Source organism: [Leptolyngbya] sp. PCC 7376 (assembly GCF_000316605.1).
Taxonomy (GTDB): domain Bacteria; phylum Cyanobacteriota; class Cyanobacteriia; order Cyanobacteriales; family MRBY01; genus MRBY01.
The window spans coordinates 3,035,981-3,053,265 of the sequence record NC_019683.1 but is presented as its reverse complement, the minus strand read 5'-3'; the positions used below and the strand labels follow the sequence as shown (position 1 = coordinate 3,053,265).

General features: G+C 44.4%; 16 protein-coding genes and 2 pseudogenes. 14 read left to right on the top strand and 4 right to left on the bottom strand.

Going from position 1 to position 17,285, the window contains the following annotated elements; all coding sequences use genetic code 11:
- Positions 1-345: 345 nt before the first annotated feature.
- Complete coding sequence (gene moaA, locus LEPTO7376_RS13660) at positions 346-1,335, top strand: GTP 3',8-cyclase MoaA (protein WP_015134757.1); 990 nt, start codon at positions 346-348, stop codon at positions 1,333-1,335.
- Between the two features lie 11 nt (positions 1,336-1,346).
- Here the strand turns inward: moaA and LEPTO7376_RS13655 are convergent, their stop codons facing one another.
- The gene (locus tag LEPTO7376_RS13655) at positions 1,347-1,805 is read right to left on the bottom strand and encodes a molybdenum cofactor biosynthesis protein MoaE (RefSeq protein WP_015134756.1); all 459 of its coding nucleotides are present in this window, start codon (positions 1,803-1,805) and stop codon (positions 1,347-1,349) included.
- Between the two features lie 169 nt (positions 1,806-1,974).
- Between LEPTO7376_RS13655 and upp the strand changes: the two genes are divergently transcribed.
- From upp to LEPTO7376_RS27665, 10 genes and pseudogenes are all read left to right on the top strand, one after another.
- Positions 1,975-2,628, top strand: coding sequence for a uracil phosphoribosyltransferase (gene upp, locus LEPTO7376_RS13650; protein WP_015134755.1), 654 nt, complete (start codon positions 1,975-1,977; stop codon positions 2,626-2,628).
- A gap of 175 nt (positions 2,629-2,803) precedes the next feature.
- Positions 2,804-3,100: a hypothetical protein gene (locus LEPTO7376_RS13645; protein WP_015134754.1), complete on the top strand. Its 297-nt coding sequence runs from the start codon at positions 2,804-2,806 to the stop codon at positions 3,098-3,100.
- A 76-nt stretch (positions 3,101-3,176) separates the two neighbouring features.
- Positions 3,177-3,443, top strand: a complete 267-nt coding sequence (locus tag LEPTO7376_RS13640) for a YggT family protein (protein WP_015134753.1) — start codon at positions 3,177-3,179, stop codon at positions 3,441-3,443.
- Between the two features lie 206 nt (positions 3,444-3,649).
- The gene (locus LEPTO7376_RS13635; protein WP_015134752.1) at positions 3,650-3,925 is read left to right on the top strand and encodes a hypothetical protein; all 276 of its coding nucleotides are present in this window, start codon (positions 3,650-3,652) and stop codon (positions 3,923-3,925) included.
- Between the two features lie 145 nt (positions 3,926-4,070).
- Entirely contained in the window at positions 4,071-5,414 is a 1,344-nt protein-coding gene (accC, locus tag LEPTO7376_RS13630) for an acetyl-CoA carboxylase biotin carboxylase subunit (RefSeq protein WP_015134751.1), read from the top strand.
- Positions 5,415-5,521: 107 nt separating this feature from the next.
- Positions 5,522-5,809 carry a YggT family protein gene (locus LEPTO7376_RS13625; protein WP_015134750.1) on the top strand — a complete coding sequence of 96 codons (288 nt, stop codon included), beginning with the start codon at positions 5,522-5,524 and terminating at the stop codon, positions 5,807-5,809.
- Positions 5,810-5,896: 87 nt separating this feature from the next.
- A complete protein-coding gene (locus LEPTO7376_RS13620; protein ID WP_015134749.1) occupies positions 5,897-6,379 on the top strand; it encodes a hypothetical protein in 483 nt (160 codons plus the stop codon).
- Between the two features lie 76 nt (positions 6,380-6,455).
- Positions 6,456-7,766 carry a homoserine dehydrogenase gene (locus LEPTO7376_RS13615; protein ID WP_015134748.1) on the top strand — a complete coding sequence of 437 codons (1,311 nt, stop codon included), beginning with the start codon at positions 6,456-6,458 and terminating at the stop codon, positions 7,764-7,766.
- A gap of 175 nt (positions 7,767-7,941) precedes the next feature.
- Positions 7,942-8,790, top strand: a complete 849-nt coding sequence (locus LEPTO7376_RS13610) for an IS982 family transposase (RefSeq protein WP_015134747.1) — start codon at positions 7,942-7,944, stop codon at positions 8,788-8,790.
- A gap of 39 nt (positions 8,791-8,829) precedes the next feature.
- Positions 8,830-8,961: pseudogene (locus LEPTO7376_RS27665) on the top strand (IS630 family transposase); the annotation flags it as partial.
- Positions 8,962-9,231: 270 nt separating this feature from the next.
- Here LEPTO7376_RS27665 and LEPTO7376_RS25750 read toward each other — a convergent pair.
- Positions 9,232-9,408: a helix-turn-helix domain-containing protein gene (locus LEPTO7376_RS25750; RefSeq protein ID WP_015134746.1), complete on the bottom strand. Its 177-nt coding sequence runs from the start codon at positions 9,406-9,408 to the stop codon at positions 9,232-9,234.
- A gap of 660 nt (positions 9,409-10,068) precedes the next feature.
- On the opposite strand from LEPTO7376_RS25750, the pseudogene psbD reads away from it, so the two are divergent.
- Positions 10,069-11,129: pseudogene (psbD, locus tag LEPTO7376_RS13605) on the top strand (photosystem II D2 protein (photosystem q(a) protein)).
- A gap of 97 nt (positions 11,130-11,226) precedes the next feature.
- A complete protein-coding gene (locus tag LEPTO7376_RS13600) occupies positions 11,227-11,955 on the top strand; it encodes a DUF2993 domain-containing protein (RefSeq protein WP_015134745.1) in 729 nt (242 codons plus the stop codon).
- Here LEPTO7376_RS13600 and LEPTO7376_RS13595 read toward each other — a convergent pair.
- Positions 11,952-12,662, bottom strand: a complete 711-nt coding sequence (locus tag LEPTO7376_RS13595) for a diacylglycerol/polyprenol kinase family protein (RefSeq protein ID WP_015134744.1) — start codon at positions 12,660-12,662, stop codon at positions 11,952-11,954. The two genes, LEPTO7376_RS13600 and LEPTO7376_RS13595, sit on opposite strands and share 4 nt — an antisense overlap.
- Positions 12,663-12,708: 46 nt before the next feature.
- The gene (ileS, locus tag LEPTO7376_RS13590; protein ID WP_015134743.1) at positions 12,709-15,600 is read right to left on the bottom strand and encodes an isoleucine--tRNA ligase; all 2,892 of its coding nucleotides are present in this window, start codon (positions 15,598-15,600) and stop codon (positions 12,709-12,711) included.
- 326 nt (positions 15,601-15,926) lie between these two features.
- On the opposite strand from ileS, the gene LEPTO7376_RS13585 reads away from it, so the two are divergent.
- Positions 15,927-16,847, top strand: coding sequence for an AZOBR_p60025 family cell surface glycopolymer formation protein (locus LEPTO7376_RS13585; protein WP_051188778.1), 921 nt, complete (start codon positions 15,927-15,929; stop codon positions 16,845-16,847).
- Positions 16,848-17,285 lie beyond the last annotated feature (438 nt).

Below are 17,285 nucleotides of genomic sequence, written 5' to 3'. Positions count from 1 at the left end.
GTTGCAAATTGTTTGCTTTAGAGTCAGTGTCGGTTGTTTTATTTAGGGGAGTAGTGGTCACGTTCAGCAGAGATCCCTCGTGAAGTTAACAAGGAATGCAAACAAACATAAAATTTGCGCACTCCGTTTTGATACAACGCTATGAAGCTTGGCTGCACCATAAAGTTCAGTAAAGAAACTTGCTGAAAAAGTATTCAAAAAAACGGTCTTAAAGGAATTAAATATCAGAACAAAATAACACACATTGTTTTTTTGTGAAAGTCTCATCTAAGTCAGACAAAGGATTGTTATTTTCTGTATCCTCGAAATAGACTTTTATTAATTTTTTTGGGGTCAGTCGACGATATGAATAAGGTTGATTATTTGCGTATTAGCCTAATTGATCGTTGTAATTTTCGGTGTCGGTATTGTATTCCTGATGATGCTGAGTTGCAGTATTTACTCACTCCAGAACTCCTCAGTAATGAAGAGCTTTTGAAACTTATCCGCGAGGTCTTTATTCCAACTGGCTTTCGTAAATTTCGGCTAACGGGTGGTGAGCCACTTCTACGTCCAAATCTCGTTTCTCTCGTTGAGGCGATCGCCCAACTGCCGGAGGTAGAAGACTTGTCGATGACAACTAATGCCTTTTTACTTGAAAAAGTTGCGGTAGATCTTTACCAAGCGGGTTTAAATCGCCTAAATATTAGTCTTGACTCTCTTAATAAAGAAACCTTTGATCAAATTATTGGCAATTATGGCAAGAGTCGTTGGGATCAAACTTGGCGGGGGATTTTGGCTGCCTATGATGCAGGATTTAATCCCCTCAAACTAAATGTCGTGGTGATCCCTGGCGTAAACGATAGCGAGATTTTAGACTTGACCGCATTAACCCTCGATCGTAATTGGCACGTGCGGTTTATCGAATTTATGCCAATTGGCAATGGTGATCTATTTGATGAACGCGCTTGGATTCCGTCGGAGGAGCTACGCCAGCAGATTCGCGAAAGATGGGGATTAACAGAGGGGGAAATACAAGGCAATGGGCCTGCCGATGTCTTCCAAATTCCAGGGGCAAAGGGAACAGTTGGGTTTATCTCGCAGATGTCTGAATGTTTCTGCGATCGCTGTAATCGGATGCGGTTATCAGCAGATGGTTGGTTAAGGCCATGTTTGCTGAATGAGGCCGATCAACTTGATCTCAAAACTGCCCTTAGAACGAATATCAGTAGCGAAATCCTTCAGCAAAAAGTGCAACACCTATTGGATATCAAACCAGAAGTGAATTTTAAGTTGCGGGAAATGGGTAGTGATTTAGGGCAATATTCACGCACTATGTCTCAAATTGGCGGGTAATAAAGCTAGGACTATTCTGCTTCAGCGCGACAACCTTGTACCCATTCGCTGGCACCATCGGAAAAAAACTCTTTCTTCCAAATCGGCGCGTTGTGTTTCAAAGTATCGATCCCAAATTTACAAGCCGCAAATGCCTCTGCACGGTGGGGAGTGCTCACTGCAATTAGGACACTAATTTCACCAATCACAAGTTTGCCAACGCGATGGTGGATCACAACTCGATTTACATCTGGCCACTGGCTGCGAATTTGGCGGGCTATTTGCTGAAACACCACTTTTGCCATCGGTTCATAAGCCTGATATTCGAGATATTTAACGGCTTGGCCATCTGTTTTATTGCGCACGGTACCGCTCATCACAACCACCGCACCACTGGCAGGATCTTCGCTCCGGCGATACATCTCGTCAAAAGAAAGTGGCGCAATAGTAATTACAAATTCGTCATCGGCATAATTTGGCACTGGCGGCATCTTAATTCTTTTCTCTCAAAGGGTTGCGAAGTATTGGCTTGTCTAAACGGTCGTGGCGATCGCCCTCGGACTAGATGAGGAAGTGCAAATCTTTCAGGACAGACAAAGGCTTATGCTAATTTAAAATACCCCATTTCATTTGTCGCATTTATTTGCCGAAAAATTGCCCATGTCCTTGCAATTACGTGTTTATGTCCCCGACCATCCCCTCGTAAAACATTGGTTGGCGATCGCCCGTGACAAAAATACACCAACGCCTTTGTTTAAAACAGCGATGAAAGAGTTGGGTAAATGGCTCACCTACGAAGCCTCTCGCTACTGGCTACCAACCTTAGAAGCTGCCGTCGAAACCCCTGTCGCACCAGCTCCTGTGACTTTAATTCACCCCCAAGCTGAAATTGTCGCGATCCCCATTTTGCGAGCCGGTTTGAGCCTATTAGAGGGAGCACAGGAAGCGATCACCACTAACTCGGTGTACCACTTGGGCTACAAGCGCAACGAAGAGACTCTAAAACCCAGCTGTTATCTCAATAATCTCCCCGAAGAATTTTCTGAAGAAACCCGTGTTTTGCTTCTCGATCCAATGTTGGCAACGGGTGGCACAATCATGGCAGCCATGGCAGAAATCATTAAGCGAGGCGTAAATCCAGCAAATGTTCGGATCGTGGCAACCGTAGCAGCGCCTCCTGCTCTTAAGGCTCTAAGCGAAACCTACGAAGGATTGCAAGTCTATACCGCGATTATTGACCAAGAGCTAAATGAGCAAGGTTATATTGTTCCAGGCTTAGGGGATGCCGGTGATCGCACCTTTGGGACAAACTGATAATTCCGAATAGAGCGAAAAACCGCAGCCAACGATTGACCGTAAAAATTGCCGCGAAATCAGTCCTAAATTTATGTAAAAGTTGACTTACAAAAACTTTGCAAAATTCCCTAGGCAAGAGCGATCCCAACCGTTATTCTGGAAAGAATATTGAGGAAATAAAAGGATTAGAACAATGAGTCAGCGGTCTGGATTTGGTAGCGGTTTTTTATTGGGTGCACTATTCGGTGGTGTTATTGGTGGAGTAGCTGGGGCGATCGCCGCATCTCGAGTGAAACAGCAAGCAGCCAGCCGTGACGAAGACTGGATCGAGGGAGAAGAGCCACTCCAATTTGATGCCGAGGAAAATATGGAAATGGCTCGCCGTCGCCTCGAAAATAAAATCGCCCAACTCAATGGAGCAATCGACGATGTACGCCAACAAATGACAGTGATTCACTCCCCCAACGGACAAGAACACACCAATTCCTAATAACCGAACTATCGCTCGGGAAATAATCGGTTAAAATCAAGGCTGAATACATATCTCTAATCGGTTATCTAACACTATGGACGGCGCACAATTGCTACAGGACAGTCTTGGCAACTTTGTCCAAATTTATATTATTCTCCTCATCGTAAGAATTTTACTGAGCTGGTTTCAGACTGCCGATTGGGCGATGCAAGCCATGGGTTTTTTAGCTCCTGTTACTGACCCTTATCTAAACTTTTTCCGATCCTTTATTCCGCCTCTAGGTGGTATTGACCTCTCGCCGATTGTCGCGATCTTTTTGCTACAAGCTGTGGGTGGTGCACTCGGCAGTACCTTGTTTTAAATTTCCTGGGTCACACCAGCGAAAACTAAATTAAACGACTTTTGAAAGGGGATATTCGCGATAATGTCCCCTTTTGGATTTGGCAATAAATTTCGGTGTCTCATTCCAGTATTTTAAGAAGACATGACTTACAAAAGGCGATCGCCAAAGCAGCCGCTACCATAGAACTAGCCCAGAAAGATTAAGCAAAAAATACCAACTTTCCTATGGATGCCTTCAGCCTACTCCCTCCCGAATGGATCCAGAATGCGACCCATGCCATGGACTTTTGTTGTCCTAGTTGCCAAGAAACTCCTCTCAAAGCAAAACGCGCTTGGCTTAACCGTTATGCTCCGGTCACCGATTCCTTACATCGTCGCCGTTGGCAAGAATTTTATGAATGCGAATGTGAAACAGTTTGGTGGGCCTGGAGTACAGATCGTCCCCCTTCTCCCTATCAGAAGGATGACGATGCCGACGAATTCCGCCGCGGTCTTTATTAAAGTCAGCCCAAACTTCGGTTATTAAAGCTTTTTAATATCCAATAGGCGATCGCCTGCAACTGAAACTCGCTTGCCGAGCGTCACCCCTTGCCATGATAATGTTGGCTACCCATCGAGAGTGGGACGCAACAGCCAATAAACCATCATGCAATTTTCAAAAATTCTCATCGCCAACCGCGGAGAGGTCGCCCTACGGATTATTCATACTTGCCAGGAACTCGGTATCAAAACAGTTGCAGTGCACTCCACCGTAGATCGCCATGCCCTCCATGTGCAGCTTGCCGATGAGAGTATTTGTATTGGGCCACCCCAGAGCAGCAAAAGTTATCTCAACATTCCTAATATTATTGCCGCTGCTCTCAGTAGTAATGCTGACGCTATTCACCCTGGCTACGGTTTCCTAGCCGAAAATGCGAAATTTGCAGAAATTTGTGCCGATCACCAAATTGAATTCATTGGGCCTGCCCCTGAAGCCATGATTGCTATGGGTGATAAAGCCACTGCCAGAAAAACAATGCAGAAGGCGAAAGTTCCCACTGTTCCGGGTAGTCCTGGCCTTGTGCCAACGGAGGAACAAGGATTAGAAATTGCGGAAAAAATGGGTTATCCCGTCATGGTTAAAGCCACAGCTGGTGGTGGTGGCCGGGGCATGCGTTTTGTGCAAAATCCGGAGGAATTACCTCGTTTATACCGCTCTGCCAGAGGTGAAGCAGAAGCCGCTTTTGGTAATGGGGGAGTTTACATCGAGAAATTTATTGAACGTCCCCGCCACATTGAGTTTCAGATTATTGCGGATCAACACGGTAATGTCGTTCACCTCGGTGAACGGGATTGCTCGATTCAGCGCCGTCACCAAAAACTATTAGAAGAAGCACCCAGCGCAATTCTGACGCCGAAACTCCGTAAACGCATGGGTGAAGCTGCGGTCAAAGCAGCAAAATCAATTAATTACGTTGGTGCGGGTACGGTCGAATTTCTCGTCGATAAAAATGGTGATTTCTACTTTATGGAGATGAATACTCGGATTCAGGTAGAGCATCCTGTGACAGAGATGGTGACGGGTCTTGATCTGATTGCAGAACAAATTAAGGCAGCTCAGGGCGATCGCCTCAGCTATAGCCAAAAAGATATTGAGCTTCGTGGTCATGCAATCGAATGTCGGATTAATGCCGAGGATCCAGAGCATGATTTCCGCCCGACTCCCGGTACCATCAGCGGTTATCTTCCCCCCGGTGGCCCTGGTGTGCGGATGGACTCCCACGTTTATACCGACTACGTTATTTCTCCTTATTACGATTCTCTAATCGGCAAATTAATTGTTTGGGGGCCTGATCGGGATACCGCAATCCGTCGCATGAAACGTGCTCTCAGGGAATGTGCGATTACTGGCGTTGCGACAACAATCAGTTTCCATCAAAAAATTCTGAATCATCCTGTTTTCCTAGAGGCTGATGTTGATACGAACTTCATTCAGCAGCACATGATGTAAGACTTGAGGCGATCGCCAACCCAATTGAAGATTTTCCTTTAGTCCTGCCGCCAGAAAAGTTAGGATAGACTAACGTTTTTTGATTTGGTATTTTCGAGGATCGCTTAATGACTTGGTTACTGGCTAGCACGATTGCTCTCAATCTACTTCTCGGAGCATTTACCTTACTTTTTATTTTTCGAATTGTGCTGACTTGGTATCCACAGGCTGAGCTAGGCAAGTTTCCTTTAAGTTTAATTGCATTTCCAACAGAACCTCTGCTTGTGCCAACTCGCAAAATTGTCCCTCCTCTTGGTGGTATTGATATTTCACCTGTGATTTGGGTGGGGATTGTAACGTTGTTACGGGAAATACTTCTCGGTCAACAGGGTTTGTTAGTGATGTTATCTCGTTAAGCTATTAGTCTTAGTGTGTTGGAAGTCTAGTGGAACCCTAGTGGCTGGTTTACGTCTTTCATCGTGATGTGAGTCGGAAGAAATTTTATGATGCGCCGGATATTTGCAACAACAATATTAGGAGTAATGGGTCTAGGTGTGGCGATCGCCCCTGCAGTTGCCCAGGATGCCTCAAAGCAGTCTGTATTTGAGAGTGTGGCCCTTCGATCTGGGTTTAACCCAGATCCGTATACACTCCAAGGAGTTAGTGGCGGAGATGCCAAAGCGATGACCCAGCTCGGGGTTCAACAAACTCCTACTGGGGCTTGTTTAGGATATATCGACGAACGAGCCGATCATCGTATTGAACTCAAAACATATTTTAATTATTTAAAACTGGCCGTCGAAAGTACTGGCGATACAGTTTTGGCAGTGCGTGGACCCGGTGGCACTTGGTGTAACGACGATTCTTCGGATCAAGATCCAGTGATTGCTGGTGAATGGCAACCGGGGCCTTACGAAGTTTGGGTTGGTTCGCGCCAAGACAATGAATTTCATCCCTACAGCTTGCAACTGACACAGGTAAAGTAGTCCAGTTCTGGTTCCCGTAGATCAGCTAATAGGCGATAATAAAAATATCTTATTGATGTTGCGCTAGAGAAAAATTGTGGCTATCGGAATCGGTTTATTGGGCTTAGGGACAGTTGGTACAGGGACGGCAGAAATATTGCTTACGCCTCAGGGTCGTCATCCACTGCTCGGTGAAGTCGCTCTCAAAAAGGCTGGGGTGCGATCGCTAGATAAGCCTCGTAAAATTGATTTGCCCGATGGGTGTCTCACCACGGATCTCAATGAAATTGTCTCTGATCCAGAGGTTGATATCGTTGTGGAATTATTGGGGGGTCTAGAGCCTTCCCGCACACTCATCCTTGAGGCGATCGCCAACGGTAAACATATCGTCACAGCAAATAAAGCAGTGATTGCGAAACATGGCGAAGAAATTTTTAAAGCGGCAAATAAAGCGAGTGTTTATGTCCTATTAGAGGCAGCTGTTGGCGGTGGGATCCCGATTATTACGCCACTCAAGCAGTCTCTTTGCGTTAATCATATTAGTCGCGTTATTGGCATTATCAATGGCACAACAAACTACATTTTGACCAAAATGGCTCAGGATGGCGCTGATTTTGCGGCTGTGCTCAAAGATGCTCAAGATTTAGGTTACGCCGAAGCTGACCCCACAGCAGATGTGGGTGGTGGTGACGCGGCCGATAAAATTTCGATTTTGGCATCCCTCGCCTTTGGTGGACGAATTAAGCGAGAAGATGTCTATTGTGAAGGCATTACCTCAATCAGCGCCGCTGACATTACGTTCGCAACAAAACTAGGCTTTGTGATTAAACTCTTGGCGATCGCCGAGCGGCCTGACCTCGAAGAAGAAGCATTACAACTACGCGTTCACCCTACGCTTGTACCGGAAGAACATCCCCTCGCCAATGTTAATGGCGTCTTTAATGCCATTCTCGTCGAAGGCTCTCCTTTGGGTGAAGTGATGCTCTATGGCCCTGGTGCAGGTGCAGGCGCAACCGCTAGTGCCGTTGTATCCGATATTGTCCATGTTCTAGGACTTTTACACTCCGACAATACCGTCCGAGACCAATCCGAAAAAACACTAAACCCCCTCTTAGGCTGCAACCACGAACATTACAGCCCGACCTTATCTATCGATACCCTCAAAACTCGTTTTTACGCTCGTTTTTTATCGCAAGATTTGCCTGGAGTGATTGGGGATCTAGGGACTTGTTTCGGTAATCATCAAGTGAGTCTAGAATCTGTTGTACAAATTGGCCTAAAAGATGACTGTGCAGAAATCGTTGTAGTGACCCACGATGTGTACGAGGCAAATTTCCGTGAAGCTCTAAATGAAATCAAAAGCTTAGAAGCGATTAAAGATGTGCCCAGTATCTTACGAGTGCTTTAGTCAACATTAATGAATCATCATTTTTTCTCCTAATGAGCCAGATGCCATGGCAGATTATCTCGCTTGGATAGCGATGTCTTTTGTAGAAATGATTCATTAACTTGAGTTCTGGATAAGGAAAGAAAAGAAGAAAGCTCATATCGTGGCAGTTGAAACCAATCCACAGCTTTCCCCTATGCTTAGTTTAGACGCTTTATTTTGTGACGTTGACGATTTCTGCCAGGTCTTTGAACCTCAGTGGCATCAAGAATTACTTAGCTCTTGCAAAAGGTATCGTCACCGTTCTAGAAGCCTAAGCTTGAGTGAGGTGATGACGATACTGATTGCATTTCATCAATCTCACTATCGTAATTTCAAGCATTTCTATCTCCTGATGGTGCGACACTATTGGCAAAAAGCCTTTCCCAAAGCAGTGAGTTATCAACGCTTTGTGGCATGGATGCCCTCCAGCTTAGTGCCTCTATGTGCCTATTTATGTGACTGTTATGGAGATTGCACAGGCATTAGTTTCATTGATGCCACCAGTATCAAAGTTTGTCACAATCGCCGTATTGCCCAACATCGAGTCTTTAACGGTCATGCCGCTAGAGGTAAAACCTCTGTTGGGTGGTTCTTTGGCTTCAAACTCCATCTGGTCATTAATGACCGAGGAGAATTACTTCATGTACAAATCACTCCTGGCAATATTGATGACAGAAAGCCTGTCGTTGAACTGTTACGGAATTTATTCGGCAAAGTTTTTGGAGATAAGGGCTATGTGTCCCAAGCTCTGGCACAACATCTCAAAGAAGAACATGATGTGATGTTAATTGCTAAACCTCGCCGCAATATGAAGAATCACTTGATGCTCTGGCAAGATACATTCATCGCTCGTAAACGAGCTTTGATTGAAACCGTGATTGACCAACTGAAGAACATTTCTCAGATTGAGCACTCTAGACATCGTAGTCCAGCGAACTTCTGCGTCAATTTGCTGTGTGGCTTGATTGCCTATTGTCATCAGCCTAAGAAACCTTCTCTCTAACTCAATTAGAGTCTCATTTCCTTATCCAGAACTCACGTTCCTTATTCACCAGATTTGAACAAGATTTAGTGGTGCTGGTCTTTGTTGAAAAGCCGCATTCGAAAACAATTCAAACACTTTCCATCTCTGAGAGATGCGATGGATATGACTTTTCGTTCTGCTACGTCTTAGAGGATGTCTGAAAAGGGTCTGACCGTAACTTTTGTCGAAATGAGTTGCACGTAAAAATAAGTACTTCAGGCGATCAACCTGGCGGAATTTACGCAGTATTTATCGAACATAAAGACTTTTCAGACATCCTCTTAACTCTTTTGACCACTGCTATAGAGTCAGAGAAAAAGTATATTCGAGACCAGAAGGCATTAGACTAAAGCGCTCGTTTTTAGGGACAAGGGAATAAAGTTCTGACAAAGTCATCTGCCCTTGAGGCAGTCACACTCATCAAGCCACCGGCTTTGCCGAGGGGGTCTGACTCCATGTTTTCTCTAGTCGTTGTATCCAGAGATACAGACTATTAAGGCTAATACCGAACATTTCACAGACATCTTTTTTCGGGATACCTCGTGCTACCGCATCAAGGGCTTTACATCGTAGGTCATCACTATCAGCAGCTGGCATTTTTAATCTAGATGCAGACTCTCTCCTCATTCTAAAACTATCCAGCCACTGATATATATCGTAAGCTTTTACCGATTAAGGGTGTTGCTCTCGCACACAAGGAAACAGTTGAATATTTAAATTCTCTGGATGTCGTCGCAAGAGCTACTTCTCAATACAACGATGGACTCGATGGGGAACCAATAGACTATGGCATTAACATCAGTTTTGTTTTTGGGATAGTACATTTATCTCAACTGCACCTCGTGGTGGCCTGCCTTTTGGAGACTCAAAGTCTAATTTGAGAATATATCCATCAACAAAGAGTTCAAATTAGAGATATTTAGGGAGAAGAATCAAAACTATTAAGTCAAAGCTGTGGCTCTTTAGAAAGATATCATCATTCATTTTTTTATGAATGCTTACTTTCATTAAGTGCTTACTTTCATCTTTTTGGAGAACAGCCTTGCAAAGTATTTCCCTTTTACAAAGGAAATTTTACCAAAATTCATAGCAAGACTGGCGAAAAACTGATTCCTAACCTAAAATAGTTCGTTAAGAAAAGTAAATTTTTCTCACAATTGTGCTAGTTTTTATCATTTATCTTGAGCTTCCACAGTTTGGTCTTGTAGACCTGAAATCATATTTACTCATTAATTTAGATTTGGAGATTTCGTCCCTATGACTATTGCAGTCGGACGCGCCTCCCAAGAGCGGGGATGGTTTGACGTCCTCGACGATTGGCTGAAGCGAGATCGATTCGTTTTCGTCGGTTGGTCCGGTATTTTACTCTTCCCCTGTGCTTTTCTAGCAACGGGTGGATGGTTGACTGGTACGACCTTCGTAACTTCTTGGTACACCCACGGACTAGCGTCCTCCTACCTAGAAGGATGTAACTTTTTGACTGTAGCGGTATCTAGCCCTGCTGCTAGCCTCGGTCACTCCCTGATTTTCCTATGGGGTCCTGAAGCTGGTTGGAACTTTTGCCCGCTGGTGCCAAATTGGTGGCCTGTGGAGTTTTGTCGCCCTGCACGGTGCATTCGGCCTGATCGGCTTCATGCTGCGTCAGTTCGAGATTGCTCGTCTGGTCGGTATTCGTCCTTATAACGCGATCGCCTTTTTCTGGTCCTATCGCGGTATTCGTCAGTGTATTTCTGATGTACCCATTGGGTCAGTCTAGCTGGTTCTTTGCACCTAGCTTTGGTGTAGCAGGAATCTTCCGTTTCATTCTTTTCTTACAAGGTTTCCACAACTGGACCCTGAACCCCTTCCACATGATGGGTGTTGCGGGTATTCTCGGTGGCGCACTACTATGTGCGATTCACGGAGCGACAGTAGAGAACACATTGTTTGAAGATAGTGAGCAGGCAAACACGTTCCGCGCGTTTGAACCGACCCAAGCAGAAGAGACCTACTCGATGGTGACAGCAAACCGTTTCTGGAGTCAGATTTTCGGTATTGCATTCTCCAACAAGCGTTGGTTGCACTTCTTCATGCTATTCGTACCCGTAACAGGCCTCTGGATGAGCTCTGTGGGTATTGTTGGATTGGCGTTGAACTTACGTGCATATGACTTCGTATCGCAGGAACTCCGCGCAGCGGAAGACCCTGAGTTCGAGACATTCTATACAAAGAACGTCTTGTTGAACGAAGGAATGCGTGCATGGATGGCACCGCAAGACCAAATTCACGAACAATTTGTATTCCCTGAGGAAGTTCTTCCTCGTGGTAACGCGCTCTAAGTCTCTATTGATTAAAGCGTTTAGCCTCCATTGTGGAGGCTTTTTTTATGTTCGGAATGAGGTAGGGAATGCGTTATCTTATTGGAGCTATTGATTAATGAGACTGACTACAATGCTAAAGAATCTCGACAGCTTGGGCGAACAAACGATTAATCGCATCGCAACTGCAGCATTGTCTAGTCAGATGAAAGAGTCCGAGTCTTTTTCTGTGAATGTCAAGGTTGATCCACAAGAGTTGTCCCAAGGAATCGTGTCTGCATTCGCGATGGAAGGGAAAAATGTTGTGACTTCTAAGGGATTTCGGGCGACAGATTTTTCCTTGTTAATTGAGAATATTTCTGTGCATCCTTTTAAAGCTTTGATGGGTAATGTTCAGTTGCGTCAACCTGTTTTAGGGAATGCATTGCTAGGTGTGAGTACAGCTGATGTGAACGATGCGCTTTATCGCCAGTTACAAGTCTCGACTCATAATGGCTGTGTGGTAAATGATTTGAGCTGCGATTTTACGACACCGAATTTATTGAGTGTACAGATGGTGGTAGGTCATAAGGATACTAATGTGACTCAAGATTTGATGCTGGAGTTTACGGTTGGTTACGACGTCCACCGAAAGGCGATCGCCTTCCAGAATGTTGGACGTTCTGATAGCGATGAGAAGTTCGATGTGCTGTGCGAGAGTCTGCAGGATACTCTTCTGGAGCTGCTGAATTTGAACTCATTAATGTTTAGCGGTTTAGAATTTAGTGTCAAAAATCTGAGAATTACTGATGGAAATTTGGAGTTGATGGCGATCGCCAAGATTACTTCTTTTCCTAAGGCAATTTAGATTGAGACAAAATATTGACTCAAGTAAAAGGCGATCGCCGCGCTACCCACAGGAACAGATAGATTATCAATGCCGAACTGGGCAAAACTTTCGAGAAAAGTTGCGGTGATCGCAATAACTGCAGCAATTACTAATTGTTGCCAGGCGAGTAAGGAAAGAGTAGACAGAATGAGTAGGGCGATCACCAAGCTAACAAGAAACATTGTGGCGGTTCCTTCATAGCTTTTTTTATTGCCAAAAATTTTGTAAGGATGTTTGCCAAAATTACTTCCAATTACGGCGGCAAGACCATCACCCCAAGTCATAATCAGAATGCCTAGCACCGCAAAATAAGGCTGCTGAATTGACCAAAACCACCAAATTAAAATCCCCATGCTCAGCGCATAAAAAAAAGTGCCAAGGCTCTGGCGACCCACACTATTGACACTTGGCAAAATGGGTAAAAAATAAGAAGTTAATGCGATCAAGCCTGCTACAAATGCCGCTGCAATGCCAATTTCTCCCGGAATATTCCCAAACCACGCAATTAAAATCACATTGCCACTGCCGATATGAACAATTTTTCGAGTCATCTCAGGACTCATATTGGTGGTGCGGCTGAGTAATTCTGCACTACCAACAAGTGCGCCGAGATAAGCCAATACAATCCCAATTGGCATGCGCAGATTTGGGGCCAGTAGATACGAAAAAAATTGTTGAAAATCCATTGGAAAAGTATAAAAAAAGCGGGAGGAGTTCCCGCTTACTAATTATTTAGAATTTTGCGACGAGAGCCTCATTACAGCGATCGCAGATCGTCGGGTCATCGGCAAAAGAACCCACACTGGTTGAATAATTCCAACAGCGATCACACTTTTCTCCGTCGGCTTTTTGAACTGCAACTTGAAGTTTTCCGTCGGCTAATTCAATGGTGTCTTGGTATTGCTCACTGTCGAGGGTCTCCGTGACGAATTCCACTTGGGAAACTAACAATAGATAACGCAGCTCATCCACGCGATTGCCGTCATTTAGGCTTTCCTTGGGATTTAGTGCTGTCAGCCAATCAGTAAGTTTGCCATCAACATCACGCATCAAGACCTTTGCTTCAAGGGACGCACCGATCATTTTTTCGGTACGAGCCTTTTCGAGTACCTGATTAACGCCGTTACGAATTTCTCGTAACTGCTCCCACTTCTGGAATAATTCCTCATCGCTTGCCCATTGCTCGTCTAGCTTGTACCACCCAGAAGCGAAGACAGATTTTTCGCTAGTTTCGTAGGGAAGATTTTGCCAAATATCCTCTGCCATATGACAAAGTACCGGGGCGATCGCCTTAGTGAGCATCTCAAGAATTAGGGCAATGACAGTTTGGCAACTGCGACGGCGAGGAGAATCTGTATCCGAAATATACAGACGGTCTTTTGCGGCATCGAGGTAAAAATTAGAAAGATCAACCACGCAGAAATTTTGGACTTTCTGGAAGAATTTGAAGAATTGGAAGCTCTCAAATGCCTCTGTCACGTCACTAAAAACATTGCTCGCTTGATGGAGAATATATTTATCTAGTTCTGCTAAATCTTCGTAGGCGATCGCATTCTTTGCGGGGTCAAAATCATGGATATTACCGAGGAGAAAACGCGCTGTATTGCGGATCTTCCGGTAGACATCCGCCAACTGCTTCAGAATCGTTTGACCGATAGGAACATCCGAAGAGTAATCTACCGAAGAAACCCACAAACGCAACACATCAGCGCCATAGGGAGGCTCTTTTTTCTGATTTTTGCCGCCATTAATGATGATGTTTGGGTCAACCACATTTCCGACGGATTTACTCATTTTGTAACCCTTTTCATCCAGCACAAAACCGTGAGTCAAAACGGTTTTATAAGGCGCACAATTATTGACGGCCACACTAGTGAGCAAGCTCGACTGGAACCAACCACGGTGCTGGTCAGAACCCTCTAAATACATGTCGACAGGGTAATCCATTCCTTCCCGCTGTTTGGCGACCGCTGCCCAGGAAGAACCTGAATCAAACCACACATCCATGGTGTCAGTTCCCTTGCGATAGGTGTGGCCATTATTGCGATAGCTTTCGGGGAGTAATTCTTCCACAGGCTTTTGCCACCAAATGTTGGAGCCATCTTTTGCGATCAACTCTTTAACGTAATTAATGGTTTCTTCGTTGAGAAGTTCTTCATTGGTTTCCTCATCGTAGAAAACAGGAATTGGTACACCCCAAGTTCTCTGACGGGAAATACACCAATCACTGCGATCGCCCACCATTGGCGTAATGCGATTCTCTCCTTGAGCTGGAATCCATTGAACATCTTTAATTGCCGCAAGAGCTTGATCACGGAAACCTTCTACCGACGCAAACCATTGTTCAGTTGCCCGGAAAATTGTCGGTTTTTTTGTCCGCCAATCGTAGGGATATTTATGTTGATAAGCCTCTTCTTTTAATAAAGCTTGCTTGCCCTTGAGTGCTTCAATAATTTTGTCGTTCGCGCCATTGAGGACATTGAGACCTGCAAACTCACCTGCTTCGGTCGTCAACGTCCCTTCTGCATCTACAGGAGACAACAACGGTAAACCATACTTTTGACCAGTGATATAGTCTTCCTGACCGTGACCCGGAGCCGTATGAACTAAACCTGTACCAGATTCTGTTGTGATGTAGTCACCACCCGCAACAACTGGGCTTTTTCGATCAAAGAGAGGATGTTGATAGGTACATTGCTCGATGACATTACCTTTAAAACTTCCTTTGATAGAAAGAGCTGATTCAAAGGTTTCAGTCAAGGTTTCTGCCAAATCCTTTGCGACAATCAAATATTTTTGAGCGCAAAGCGTACCATCGGTTTCAACCACTGCATATTCCAAATCAGGGTTGATGGCTACAGCTAAGTTCCCAGGCAATGTCCAAGGGGTCGTTGTCCAGATTGCAACCCCTAAACTATCCGCATATTCACCAAGAATTTCTTTTGCTGTGTCGCTTAATTCCGTGATGGGGAAAGAGACGTAAATACTTTGGGATGTATGACCTTCTGGATATTCGAGTTCGGCTTCAGCCAGTGCTGTTTGGGAACTTGGACTCCAGTGAACAGGTTTGAGACCACGGTAGATATAACCCTTAAGCGCCATTTCACCGAACACTTCGATTTGTGCTGCTTCATAGTCAGGGGTAAGGGTAAGGTAAGGGTTTTCCCAGTCTCCCCAAACACCATATCTTTGGAAACTTTTTGCTTGTTTCTTTTGAGTCTTGATCGCGAAATCACGGGCTTTGTAGCGAAGTTTGATGGGCGTTAAGTTCTTACGTACCTCATCATTCATGCTCTGGAGAACTTTCAGCTCAATCGGTAAACCATGGCAATCCCAACCTGGCACATAGCGAGTTTTGTGGCCTTGGAGGAGCTTGTACTTATTGATGACATCTTTAAGGACCTTATTCAGAGCATGACCCATGTGGAGATCGCCATTGGCGTATGGAGGGCCATCGTGGAGAGTGAAGGTACTACCAGGGTTGTCTGCCGCGAGGGTTTCGTAAATCTGCTGTTCCTGCCAGAATTTCTGCAATTCTGGTTCTTTTTGAACAGCATTTGCCCGCATATTAAAGCTAGTTTTGGGCAGATTTACGGTATTTTTGTAGCTCTTTGCTTCTGTCACGACGGCAGGGTGGGAGTAGGTTTATAAATTTTTGCTATGTGCGATTTTAACGTGTTGCGGCTTGTATGGGTCGATATTGTTCGGTTTAGAGTTAGACACAATAAGACTGATCGGATGAAATTTTCTGATCCGAAAATCAAAAAGAAATAAAGATATTGATAATTACCTAAAATCGGACAACGTAATGATCAATGTGAGACGGCAGCAAAAATTCTTTTAGATTAAAGCGGACTCGGCGATCGCTCTTATCTCGAAAACTCAAGTTTTAGAAGTGGTTTCATGATGCTTCTGTGTACTTAATCTATGGGCGATCGCCTCTGTTCAGGATGTCGAATATCGAACAAGAAGCGAACTTGAACTTTGAGATTCATGAGAGAATTCGATCTGATATCGATCAGAAAACACCTTTAGATTTATATATACCAGTGTTATCAACTAGATCCAAACTGTTTTGGTTAGCATTATTTCTCATCCCGGCTATTCTTATTTTCCTTTTTTGGAGTGTCGCTTTTAATGGAGAAATAACTGGTTTTTTTCGTATTGGTGCCGAGTTTCCCAAATCGCCTTTTTTGAATCTTGAAACGGCTTTGATTGTTCCCGATGAAGTGGGCCATGATGGTCAAATGTTTTTGAGTATGGCGTTTGACCCAGCTTTGCAACACCCGGGAACAGTGGACGCGATTGATCTGCCAAATTATCGATATCGACGTATTTTTTATCCTGTTCTCGGTTATCTTTTCGGATTAGGAAAGACAGCTCTGATTCCCTACGCCTTAGTATTCGTCAACTATTTAGCTATCGTTGCAATTGTCTATATTGGCAGTGTCTATCTCGAAGACCAAGAGAGAAATCCAAACCATGCACTTTGGCTCCTAGGGATACCCGCTTTATGGATTACTCTGAGCCTTGGAACCGCAGAGTTAGTCAGTAGTGCTTTTCTCGTTGCTTCCCTCTACTTCTACCGTCGGCGTACCTATGGTTTTAGTGCGATCACCATTGCGGCAGGCTGTCTGACCCGAGAAACCTTACTGATCGTATGGATTTCATTAGTTGTCGCAGCACTGTGGGAACGCATTGATCGTTTGGCATTAGTGAAATTAGGTTCAGCCTGCATCCCTTTCCTGCTGTGGTCTTTCTATGTCAAACAGGCTGTTGGTTCTGGTTTAGGCACCGCAGCATCCAATAATTTGTATTTTCCTTTTTTGGGGATATTAGAAAAATCCAATATATTTTTCAATTTGGATTAACAGAGCTGAGTGTCAAATCTATATATGAAACTTATAGTTTTGTACTGATTTTATTCGCTGCAATCTTGTTATGTATCAGTCATTTTTTAGCTTGGGGGAAAGAAAAGGAACTGGGCTTGAGTAGCTTACTGATCTTAACTGCTTTCTCTAGTTTGACTTTGACAGTCTTAGGGTATTACGGAGATTATGTCAGAACTTTTGGGGATATATACATACTCCTTTGGCTGAGTTTTCCCTTGCTCAAAAACCGCGTTCCGGTTGCTATCTTGCCCACATATTCTCTATTTTATTTTGGACTTCCATTGTCTAGTGCCGGTATTTTGTATTCAATCATCGTCACGACTTAAAGCAGAAAATTCCTTTGCCTCAAAAATAAACCCTAAAGTATTGTGAATGCCCTGAGACGCTGTCGAATTGATTGAGCAAGATCAAGAAAAT